The 10,477-nt window shown below is 52.8% G+C and carries 13 protein-coding genes and 1 pseudogene; 4 read left to right on the top strand and 10 right to left on the bottom strand.

The genetic code is table 11. The annotated features are described in order from the left end of the window. Window positions 1-51: 51 nt before the first annotated feature. Complete coding sequence (locus ACR0IM_RS24210) at window positions 52-618, bottom strand: 6TM ABC transporter family protein (protein ID WP_480683456.1); 567 nt, start codon at window positions 616-618, stop codon at window positions 52-54. A 374-nt stretch (window positions 619-992) separates the two neighbouring features. Further along, complete coding sequence (locus ACR0IM_RS24205; protein ID WP_480683455.1) at window positions 993-1,940, bottom strand: DMT family transporter; 948 nt, start codon at window positions 1,938-1,940, stop codon at window positions 993-995. A 360-nt stretch (window positions 1,941-2,300) separates the two neighbouring features. Between ACR0IM_RS24205 and ACR0IM_RS24200 the strand changes: the two are divergent. Then, window positions 2,301-2,447 (top strand): annotated as a pseudogene (locus ACR0IM_RS24200) (IS481 family transposase); the annotation flags it as partial. Between the two features lie 327 nt (window positions 2,448-2,774). On the opposite strand, the gene ACR0IM_RS24195 reads toward ACR0IM_RS24200, so the two are convergent. The 8 genes from ACR0IM_RS24195 to ACR0IM_RS24160 form a co-directional block, all read right to left on the bottom strand. Next, window positions 2,775-3,347, bottom strand: coding sequence for a hypothetical protein (locus tag ACR0IM_RS24195; protein ID WP_170336663.1), 573 nt, complete (start codon window positions 3,345-3,347; stop codon window positions 2,775-2,777). Between the two features lie 79 nt (window positions 3,348-3,426). After that, on the bottom strand, window positions 3,427-3,561 hold the full coding sequence (locus ACR0IM_RS24190) for a hypothetical protein (RefSeq protein WP_256367863.1): 135 nt from the start codon (window positions 3,559-3,561) through the stop codon (window positions 3,427-3,429). Window positions 3,562-3,725: 164 nt separating this feature from the next. Next, window positions 3,726-4,847: an alanine/ornithine racemase family PLP-dependent enzyme gene (locus ACR0IM_RS24185; RefSeq protein WP_170486376.1), complete on the bottom strand. Its 1,122-nt coding sequence runs from the start codon at window positions 4,845-4,847 to the stop codon at window positions 3,726-3,728. Then, on the bottom strand, window positions 4,844-6,043 hold the full coding sequence (locus tag ACR0IM_RS24180) for an N-acetyltransferase DgcN family protein (RefSeq protein WP_480683454.1): 1,200 nt from the start codon (window positions 6,041-6,043) through the stop codon (window positions 4,844-4,846). The genes ACR0IM_RS24185 and ACR0IM_RS24180 overlap by 4 nt, the downstream gene beginning before the upstream one ends. Before the next feature lie 92 nt (window positions 6,044-6,135). After that, on the bottom strand, window positions 6,136-6,990 hold the full coding sequence (locus tag ACR0IM_RS24175; protein ID WP_480683453.1) for a hypothetical protein: 855 nt from the start codon (window positions 6,988-6,990) through the stop codon (window positions 6,136-6,138). Next, entirely contained in the window at window positions 6,980-7,333 is a 354-nt protein-coding gene (locus tag ACR0IM_RS24170; RefSeq protein ID WP_170329075.1) for a hypothetical protein, read from the bottom strand. Before ACR0IM_RS24170 ends, ACR0IM_RS24175 begins: the two co-directional genes overlap by 11 nt. A 3-nt stretch (window positions 7,334-7,336) precedes the next feature. Continuing rightward, window positions 7,337-7,645, bottom strand: coding sequence for a hypothetical protein (locus tag ACR0IM_RS24165; protein ID WP_170329073.1), 309 nt, complete (start codon window positions 7,643-7,645; stop codon window positions 7,337-7,339). Window positions 7,646-8,092: 447 nt separating this feature from the next. Next, a complete protein-coding gene (locus ACR0IM_RS24160; RefSeq protein ID WP_171240065.1) occupies window positions 8,093-8,845 on the bottom strand; it encodes a Crp/Fnr family transcriptional regulator in 753 nt (250 codons plus the stop codon). A 135-nt stretch (window positions 8,846-8,980) separates the two neighbouring features. Between ACR0IM_RS24160 and ACR0IM_RS24155 the strand changes: the two genes are divergently transcribed. From ACR0IM_RS24155 to ACR0IM_RS24145, 3 genes are all read left to right on the top strand, one after another. Further along, on the top strand, window positions 8,981-9,214 hold the full coding sequence (locus tag ACR0IM_RS24155; RefSeq protein WP_170336649.1) for a hypothetical protein: 234 nt from the start codon (window positions 8,981-8,983) through the stop codon (window positions 9,212-9,214). Between the two features lie 716 nt (window positions 9,215-9,930). After that, window positions 9,931-10,164, top strand: a complete 234-nt coding sequence (locus ACR0IM_RS24150) for a hypothetical protein (RefSeq protein ID WP_170329068.1) — start codon at window positions 9,931-9,933, stop codon at window positions 10,162-10,164. Further along, window positions 10,148-10,294, top strand: coding sequence for a DUF1660 family phage protein (locus ACR0IM_RS24145; RefSeq protein WP_480683452.1), 147 nt, complete (start codon window positions 10,148-10,150; stop codon window positions 10,292-10,294). The genes ACR0IM_RS24150 and ACR0IM_RS24145 overlap by 17 nt, the downstream gene beginning before the upstream one ends. Window positions 10,295-10,477: the final 183 nt, after the last annotated feature.

The following is a 10,477-nucleotide window of genomic DNA, read 5'->3' as shown; positions in this document are numbered from 1 at the left end:
CAAATCCGCCGCATAATCAGACCAATCAGATGGGCCACATCCTCTCTTAGATCAGAGCGCCATCTGTCCCAAAATCCCTGACGACGGACACGTCTGGACGAGAAGAACAATAAACACCTGCGGGATAATCATGCCAACTGCAATCAGCCCCAGAGAAGGTTGATTGGCCGCAATATATCCAACAATCACAACAAGGGTTCCGGCTTGTACGATGGGTTCAGACAGAGCGCTACCAGAGAATTTTCCTACTTGTTCCGCTTCGGCCGACACCATTGTTGCTTTGGCACCATAGGCAACTTTCTCGGAACCCCCTGGGTTTTCGCGAGACAGGTTGCAAATACGCTTGCGCAGCTTGCGGATCATGTCCTCGCCAAGGACGCTCGAAAGATACCCCAGCACCCATTTCAGCGCGAGACTCAGGGTTATCACCGCGCCCATAGCGGTACCAAGCCACAGCAAGCCTCCGGGGCTTATGTTCTTTTCGGTCAGACCGTTCACGATTTCCTTCTGGTAGTTCAGTGGAAACGCCGCCAGGGCGGCAATGGCCAGCGACAGCAAGATGTTGACCACCTGACGATGTCCCGTAGTTCTCAAGATAGATTTATAAAATTCGATCACTCGATCCCCCAAAATCCAAGAGCACCTTTGCTTGAAGGTGCGGGTGCATTGTTGTGACTGCACCCTAACACTCAATCCAATCTGAATATAAATCTACCTTTTCTCCGGACTAAACGACTACGCTTGAGACGCTCGAATTTAGGAGCAACGAAATGAGTGCAACACATACAGTGGGAATTGAGAGCGGCCGCTGAGGTCCAATCCTGGAGAAACGGAGCTGCACCAAATAGACGAGAGATCTCGAACACAATTTGGTGGATTGGTCGACTTACAGGTTGACCGGAATCTGAGATTAGTTCGAATGTCGGCTCTTGATGCTACAACGCAGAATGTGATTGAACGATGAGTGTCCGGAACGGGCCGGGCGAGTAGCCTTAGATTGGAGTTACGGCACGTACGGTGACCAGCTGCCTGGCCGCCACCCTTTCGCGATGTATCATATACAGCCCTGCACCGATGATGATCGCAATGCCAAGCAGGCTAAGCGTGTTCGGGAAGTCATTGAAGACGAGATAGCCGAACAAGGTTGCGACCGGCAGCTCAAAATACTGCAGCGGTGCCAGCGTGACCGAAGGCGCAAAAGACAGCGCATAGGTCATCATCATGTGGCTCACCGTCGCGAAAAAGCCGGCGCCCAAAAGCCACAACAACGCGATGTCTGTCGGCCAAACGGAATCAAACAAATCAGAGCCGGAACCTTGCGCAACAATTAGAGCTGGAATGCAAAACAGGCTGGCGATCAGGCCGGTGTGGAATTGCAGGGTCACAGGGTGCACCCGACGCGACAACCCCCTGGTCAAAAGAATGTAGAAAGCGAAGGCAACTGCCGTTCCAAGCGGAATAATAGCAACCGCGCCGAAAGCTGCGAAACTGGGCTGAATGACGAACAACACCCCGACAAACCCCACAAGCGCCGCGCCGACGCGACGCCAGCCGACATCTTCACCAAAATAGAACTTGCCGACCAACAAGACGATGAACGGGGCCACGAACACGATTGCCAGCGCATCGGCAAGGGGCATCACCCGGATCGCGGCAATGAAGCAAAATGTTGCGAACACCAACAGCAATGAGCGAAAAACCAGCACCATCAACTGACCTTTCGCCACGCGCAACGACAGTCCCATTATCCAGATGAAAGGCGCCATCAAAGCGCATTGCACCACAAACCGCGCAGCCGTAATCTGCCCAACCGGCACACTGGTCGACGCGAGTTTCGCAGACACATCCAGCAAAGGAGCGGTTAGGCAAAATCCCAGCATCAGCGCAACGCCGACAAGGGTGCGATCCAGAGATTGAGGTATGGGTTCAGCAGAGGTCATCGTTTCATTTAGAGATGTCGCCAAATGCGTGCCTGTTCTCAATACGACGACAGGCAAAAGTCCCGCAATCCAAGAGTTCGAGTTGAATTGGATATAGCGCTCGCGGCGAGTGTCTCCTCCGACGGACCGCACAGCCGCATCAGGTGGCCGGGTCAAAGGCAGCTAAGGGCCGTTTGCTTCTTTGGGACGCCAGGGCGGGATCCGGCCATTCGCCGCCAGTGCGATGAGATGGTGCCAGGACAGTGAGAGCGGACGTTCAGAATGGCCTGAAACCGAGCATCTCGCCGCACGACCGCATGGCAACTCCGAGTCCAACTCGGACATAGCATAATCGTTTTGCGTGCGCTCGCGGCGCAGATTTCGCTGCAAGCCGATCTGGAAGAATGGCTGCACCACTACAACCAAGAGCACACTCATCAGGGCAAAATGTGTTGCAGAAGAATACCCTTCCAGACCATGATCGAGAGCAAAGAGATCAGGAAGCAAAAGATCCGGAACCAAACTTAATCTGGCATACACCACAGGAAAAACGGCCAACTGTCAGATCACATCGGAACCACTACATGTCAGTACATCAGCGACGCCGAGCAAACCCAGGGCTTTCCGATACGCCATTTCGCCACGCGTTCAACCCCTTGCAGCGTCGACAAATCCGCTCTCCGAACCCTTCGCTCCAGAATGGAGTTCTGCAACGAAGACACGGGCGTTCTTGCGGCACGTCATTGTGGGCGCGAGCCATGATCGTATCTGCTTCGTCGTCGGAGTCTTCCATCAGTTCTTAGCCTCGATTTCTGTTTTGGTTTATACAGCGACTGGAAAAGAAAGTTCCGAGCCCTAAGCCTTGAGATTGAAGGAGCTGCCCATTTCAGTCTGTCCAATGGGACGGCCTGTAATCCGAGGGGTTTTAATAGGACGAACCGGCATTCCTTCGTTCTCAGCAGCTTGGACAGCGAAAGTATACCGAGAACCGTTTCCGCATCCTCGCGGTAGGGCTCGTTGATCTGATGATATGTCGTCTGCCTCAGAGATGAGCGACTCCGAGTAGAGGTGCCGAAGTTGAGTCTCTGAAACGCCATCCGCTTCCATAATCAATTGCACCATGGGATCGGCCAAAAGTTGGTCGAGCAAGAACTGCGACAACTGCTTTGAAGACAATTTATCCTTTGCGCGGGCTCTCTCCAAATCAGTAAGAGAAACGGTCAAGGTACGCGCCAGACCGGGGTAAGATTTCCGTGGATGCAGACAGATTAACACCGAGGCCTTCCAGGCTTCTGGGTCCGAATAATCTGGTGGTGCGGAAAGCTCAGTTTCTATGTCGTACTCGCCTGCCGGGAGTAATTCGTCGAAGCCAGGGAAAGTAAACGGCCTGGAAAAGACTGCGATTGTCTTGCTGATTATCTGGTTCATTTGGGTAATTCTCCTTTGCTGATACCGCTCGCTCGGAGATGCAGACAAGAACAAGCCACCCACTCCCGGCAGGGTATTATCAGTTTTGAGGTTTAGGCTTTGGTTTTTCGGGGACGACGTCAGGCGCTTCAGACGTAACTTCTTTTTTCGGCGCGTCCGCATCGTTTTCCTTCAGTGCGGCAGCCGCTCTGGTCGTCAGGTCTTTGAAAGACATCATTTTGATCCTTTGATTGTCCGCAACACCCACGAGCCCAGATAGGGTGTGAAAAGTGAATGCGGCTACGTCCAATATAGGGATTGGGTGCCTCATTTACTACGTAAAGCCGTAGAATAAGACGGATGGCTGAAGCAGAACCGAGGCGGCGGCACCTTGGCGCGCTATTTTCGATTCGAGTATGGGCGATCAGTGTTCGCTGCGTTGCAGTCAACCAAAGCGCTATCACCATGGAAGACTTTTGCTACATCGGGTGCAGCCATGCCGCGCGAGAGCGCGCTATACTTCATTCTCAGCTTCACCTCGCCACCAGGGCGAAGCAGCCAATTGGTGTTTTCTACAACGATATGATCACTGGTGGCTCCGACGAACGTGACGCCAGCAGGGAATATTAGACCCGCCGCATCAGTGTCCTGGAGTCCGATCGCAAGGATCGACCGAGTATTCGAAGGACTGTCTAAAGTCACACACTGCATTGAAGGTATAGGATAATTCATTTGCAAGGGATTTGGATTTGATTTGGTCTTCGTTTCGATCACTTCCGCCCAAAGCGTAAAAACATCTGTGTAAAGCCCGTCGATCGCGTATCCCGAAACGGGATCGGTACCCAGCAGGATGGCCTCACCCAGACGCAGGTTGTTGATCTTTCCGGTCGCCCCCTTGCCAAGCGCCCATGGCAAACTGGCAGAGCCGCCGCCTGACACTGTTTCCAGAGCGGGTCCACTTGCAAGTTCGGTGTCGGCGGCAAGCGACGAAAGCAATTCCATTGCTCCTGCGGAGGGTGCCACATGACCCAGACAGGCAAAATTTGCGCCAATCCCCTTCAGAGAAATCCCTTCCATTCTAAGAATTTGAGACACAGTGCTTTCAAGGTGTTCAGGCAAGATCCCATCCCGCATATCCCCCATTTCCACCATCAGGATAATATTGTGAGTAATGTTCTTCCCCAGCGCCTCGATGGCCAGGCTGGCGATAATGTCCATCTCAGTGTTGAAGCTGACATCGCAGTTATCAAGGACTTGCGCGACCTGGCTCAGCATGGGCGTTCGGATCAAGGATATGGAGCACGAGATTCCAGCATCGCGCATACGCATGATATTGCTGATCCGCGCGTCCGCCAGCCCTGTCACGCCACCTTCAAGCATAGCATTCGCAATCTCAGGATGACCGCAAACGGCTTTTGTCACACCTGTCACCGATATTCCGCGGGGTCTAAGGTGGTCGACCAGGAACCGTGTGTTGTACCGAATTTTGTCCAGATCAACGTCGATACGCAGCTTGCTCATTCAATCGTCGTAACACGTACGGGTTGCAAGCGCGGAAAGGCAGATAGAACCATATTCACCAAGTTTTTTGGAGGACGGTTCAATGCGTCAGTGACCGGGAGATACAATTTGCAGTTGTAGTCTGTGATGGCCTTTGAAATCTCAACATCATTCATTCCTTCATGGTTGATCGTCATGCCAATTACCTCTGTGTTCGCAAATGCCTCGATCAGGGTGATTTCATCGCAAGGGGCGGGCATAGTCATGTTGGGGAAATCACATCGACGTTTTCGTTTAGGCGCGTGTTGAAGAATAACTGCATGTGGCTGACTGCCTCGCAGAATGAAGGCTGATGTGCAAAAAGCCGGATGGCTTAGCGCGCCCTGGCCCTCGATCACTATTACATCCGGGTGCTCACCCTCGGATGCCGCAACGACAGCGCGCTCAAGTTCGCCACAACAAAATTGCGGCGGCACCGAATCCATCGCGACACCATACTTGGCGCCCTGCATCAAGCCAGTTTGGCCGGTGCCGACCAAAACTGTTTTGATCCCATGCGCGTTAAGTGCGCCTGTCAGGATTGTCGCGGTTGTACGCTTTCCAATTGCACAATCGGTGCCGAACACCGCGATGCGGATCGCCTGGACGTCTCCAATACTGCCATCTAACAGGCGCAGGTCGGGATTTGGCCGCGGCTTGCGAATGTCGCGTATCGTGACATCGTGAATTTTGGCAAATCCGGCGAGCTCCTTGTCATCGCTAAGAAATTCATGCAGCCCACTGACGATGTTCATTCCGAGCGTTATCGCATCCAAAACAACTTCGCGATCCTCAAGGGACATTCTGCCGCTGGCCGGCGCCATTCCGTAAATAAACGTGTCGGGGATCGTAGCTTCATTAGCGACGGCGGCATCAAGATCATCGAAGATGGGAACCTGATTTGCGATATTATCAAGCACTTTGCCACTGTCACAACCGCCATACGTGCTGTCGATCACCGAAAGAACGCGATAGGCCTGTGAATGTCGAACGAGACCATTAGCCGTCTTGCCATCGATCTTTGCGAAGTTTCCTTCGCAATACACAATTGCAGTCGGTGTATCTGTCACGAGTGTCTTGCGGTGAAGCTCTGGAAAAACTGCTTGTTCAGGCGGCAGCTTTTGCGCATCGCTGGCAATGAACTGCTTGGCATCCGACGCAATGGGTACGGGTTTCATATTTGTTCCTTTTTGGAGTGTGAAACGCGCGTCCTTGGTAAGGACGGGCAAAAATTGTGTAGTTTGGAAAAGTGGGCTTTCTGTCTGAATTCTCACTGGTTCAGAACACACAGCCCTTCTGATCGATGATAGTTTTTGTGGCATTGCCACCCATTGCCGGATCGGTCGATATGGGCATTTGCCGGTAGCTCGATTGCATTGCAGCGTTCACCGGACGCTTCGTAGCCACGCTCGCATTTCCATCCAACTCCATGGATCGCGTCATCGTAGAAAGCATTTTCAGGCACAAAGACGGTATCGCACCGTCCGTCGCGCTCAAAATACCCACGCTCGCACGTCCAGGGACGCCCGCTGGTTGATGCGTTCAGAAAAGCGTTTTCCGGCACCGCTACTGCCACGCATGCTTCTCCGTCGATTTCGTAGCCACGGTTGCAACGCCATGCAGATCCATAAGTGCTGTTCGTCAGGTAAGCATTTTCCGGCACCACGATTTTCTGGCAGCTATCGTCTACTCTTGTGTATCCACGCAGGCACCGCCACCTCTCACCTGACGGATCGAGATATCCACCCTCAGGCACAATCACTTCAGTGCATGAGGTGCCGCCCACTTCAACAAAGCCGTGCATACATGCCCACCCTGAGCCGTAGGTTCTGTTTGTGGGGTAGGCATTTCCCGGCACGACAACGGCCACGCATTCTTCGCCTTTCAACCGATAGGACAAATCGCATTCCCAACCGTCGCCATATTTTTTGGGATGCGCATTATCCGGGATCGAATTTGTTTCGGCCGATGCGGGACTTGATGAGATAAAGGAGCCCGCCAAGCAGCTGAAGACAACAACAAACAACGCAGCCATTAAGTGAGCGCAAAACCGGTACTGATTTTTTCGATTTGCCCTGATGCAAACGGCGTTGTCCGAATGTTGAGTGATTGAGTTACGATCCATCCAGGTTCAGCCCCTCGATACAGGCCTGCGCCAGGTCTTTGTTAGGAGTTTGGGATCCCGGCACCGTTGCCCAGCCAGCCGCCATGACGGCATCCTTTTGCTTGAAAGAAGAAGCCTCTTTGATCGTCGTTATTTTTTCGGCGCGTTGGGCGTCAGTTCTCGCCATGTCGACGCAGACCGGAACCAACGCAGCGATTACATTGTCGCGGGACATGGCGTTGGCCATCTTGTCCGCGCTACCGCCGGTCATCCATCCACCCCATGAAAATCCAACGACGCCTACGAAAACCCCGCCGATCAGAGCACCGTAGATTCCGGGTTTAAGCCATTCGGGCGTGTTCATAATCTATTCCTCCTGCGGGGAAAGCGCCGCATCGCTGTCATTGTTAGATGTGGCCAAGGTCTGGTCGTGCTTAAGCGCCAGTTCAAAATCTTCTGGGTCAATTGGGCGCATTTCCGTGCGGCCTGGCTTGCTGCCTTTGCCCCGAACTGTCAGGTAGGTTCCGGTTCTGCGATAGGCTTCGAAACTCAGGCCCTGCAGTAGCTCTTCTTCGACAACTACTTCATACTCGCCTGCAGGAAGTACATCCGGGTAGCCGGACAAAGAGAACGGATTTGAAAACGTCACCAAAGAACTGGACGATCTTGTGCTCACCTTTGTCCTCCATTTAGTTTGTTGGATCTTCCCCGCGCAGTCTGCCGCGGTACACGCTCGTAAGCGCCGCGGTAGTACTGGCGTTGTAATTTAGAATAATGTGCAAATGTCAGGCGCGCGCTGATCGATGTTAGTCGGCGGCCAATGACCTGAGATTTTATTGGAATCTCAAATGCATTTGGTGCCCGAGGATCAGGCACACTGCCAAAAATTGACTAACCTGCGTCAGTGCAACGATGTTTGGATTCCGGCAACGTGATGTGTGTTGGCGGGATATTTGCTGGCGTGTTCTTAACGAGTAATTGAGAAGCGCAGGAAATCCAGTACCGTAATCGGACTGTATTTATCTTGCGCTTCTTTTTCAGTGAAATCCCAAATCTGCCGAAGCGAATTCCGTCTCTAACAGGCAACGATCATCAAAATCCCGGCATCGCTGTAGGGGTGAACTTATTGCTTCAACAGTGGCCCGGCCTGATCCAGATAAGTGGGGTCAAAACCGGCCAACGTCACCAGTCCTTCATAATCATCAAATACCACTTGCCCGGATTGAAAAGTAACCAGCCCCTTCTCCCGCAGTTGCCGTAGGACACGATTAACATGTACGGCACTCAGTCCCAGTGCATCGGCAAGGTGGTATTGTGTCAGTGGGCAGGCGTATCCCGTCTTGCTTGCCATCCCGACCTGAGACAGCCTCACACCAAGTTCCAATAGAAAATGCGCCATGCGCTCACCCGCATCTCGCCGTCCTATGTTGACCAGGTGCTCAACCACCATCGCTTCATCTCGAGAGACCGCCCAAAGAATTGCTGTCGCCAGCCGGGGCGTTTGCGCAAATGCGTCCAGGAGATCATCCACTACTACTTCAATGGCTTGGATTTCCATGATTGGTTCTATGCTGTGATCCGAGGTGTGCAGCAGAACGCTTCGCAAGCCCAGAAAGTCACCCGGTATTTGGAAATCGACGATCTGACGCGACCCGTCAGTCTGGGTTTTGTAGGAACAAACCCAGCCCGAGGCCAGAATGTAGGCAGCCTGCTCTGATTGCCCTTGATGCACAAGGTCACGTCCGGCTTCAAAGGTTCTGCGACGCTTGTGCAGGCGTGCCAATGCCGCAAGTTCAACCTCAGTAAGAGCGACGAAGTTTGAAAGCTTTCGGGTGAGTGGACTGTTTTTGATAGTGCGCAAGTGTTCTTCCTTCATCGATGAGCAGCCCGCGAAACTATCCGACGCCAAGACTGCTTTCGATCAGTTAAGTATACAGCAATCTATGCCAGTATGATGCAATTCATTGTGGCGCTTCCTTGCTTGGACGCCTGTTAAAAAAGGACGTCTACCATGGCTGACCGGCAAGACCACTCTGGAATGGCCGCACTCTCAATTTGTGAAGCGCTTTTGCTTGCAATCAAAGATCGTGAGCTCCTGCCCGAACATGAAATTGTGGGAGTTCTGCGTGACGCAGCTGCTGCCCACGAAACAGCGGTCGGCAATAACGATGAAAAGGATATGCACCAGGCCGTCGCCTTTCTCATTAACCGGATCATTGCTTCCGGCTATCGGGTTCGGCAGTAGCGTAAAGTCCCGTATCGGAAAAACAAGATTATGCTCGTCAAAAGCTTAACAGCAAGAAGACACAAAATTGGCGTCTCGTTTCTAATCAGTTCAAACACGAAGCAAAAACCAATGTTTCAATACTTGCCATATCCCGCGTCTTGCTCGTCCGACCGAGCCGCGGCGAAGGTACGGTTCCCGTTAACGCAAATACAACGGCTGCGAATGACCTGATTGGTGACACTTGCCGCGACGCAACAATAAGTATGCCGCGACCGCGAGCAAGTGCTGCTTTAGCGAAGGCTCCAGATCGAAAGACGGCAAAGCCAGCTTACCGTGAGTTCACCAAAGCCCAGATTTCGCTTGCGCAGCGAACGGCAGGAACGCAGGCAGCAGCAGCATCCGAGGGGTGCACTGGATGTCTCCTTTGGGCCGTCCGTGATGTATCCTCTCGCCATGCGACAGCTGATACTGCGTTGCCTCTGATGTCGGCAGGGAGCCCTTTTTGACCAATGCCGCGCAGTGTTCTAACCGGAGCAATCGGTGCATTTCGGCCATTGAACTTTGTTTGCTCGGAATGGATGTTGGAGTTCGTGTGAATTCCGCAGATGCAAGCCGGCCTAACAAATTCTCTGCACCGTTCTACGCATCTCCGTATAGTGTAGTTGTTGTGAAGTCGCAGGGGTTCGTATCGGCGGATAGCCACCCCGAAAGCGCAGTCAAGGAGAGGCGTTGCCATGAGATCGCGTAGTGACATTACCGCTCTGAAAACCCTGGTTATATCAGGCGGACACACGTTGTCGCTGGTCAGTGGCGATGTCGAAGACCGAGTTACATTTCAGCTCGAACGCTTAGTTTCGGAAGGACTGGCTACGCGAGATTCACCAAAATCCGGACAAGGTACAACATACCGCATCACCGCGTTGGGTAAAAAAGTATTGCAGGAATTTGAAGATGATCAAAAAGGGTGACGGTATAAAGCGGATTTTTTGCAGGATATTTGGGCACAAGTGGCGCGTTCGCTGGGCATCGACCTACCCCTTTCATCATTGTCTTCGCTGCGGGGTGGGTGGAGATATCCACTGCAATGAAGTTCACTAAAGGGGGGTAGGAAACACAGATCCAATCGCGCCATTGCTTCGAAAAGCAGCGAAAGACAGTGTTTGCGATTTCAGGATCTACCACTCAGCGGCCTGTCTGACGTCAGCGCCAATGGGACAGTTTAGGTCGATTTGATAAGAGAGGGTTTCTGGCTCATCGTAACCGCCAAGGAGTGGAGATGAG

This window comes from Ruegeria sp. BF6, from assembly GCF_056538665.1.
Note: the sequence above shows the minus strand (reverse complement) of the source record. Positions and strands in the feature narration are given on the sequence as shown.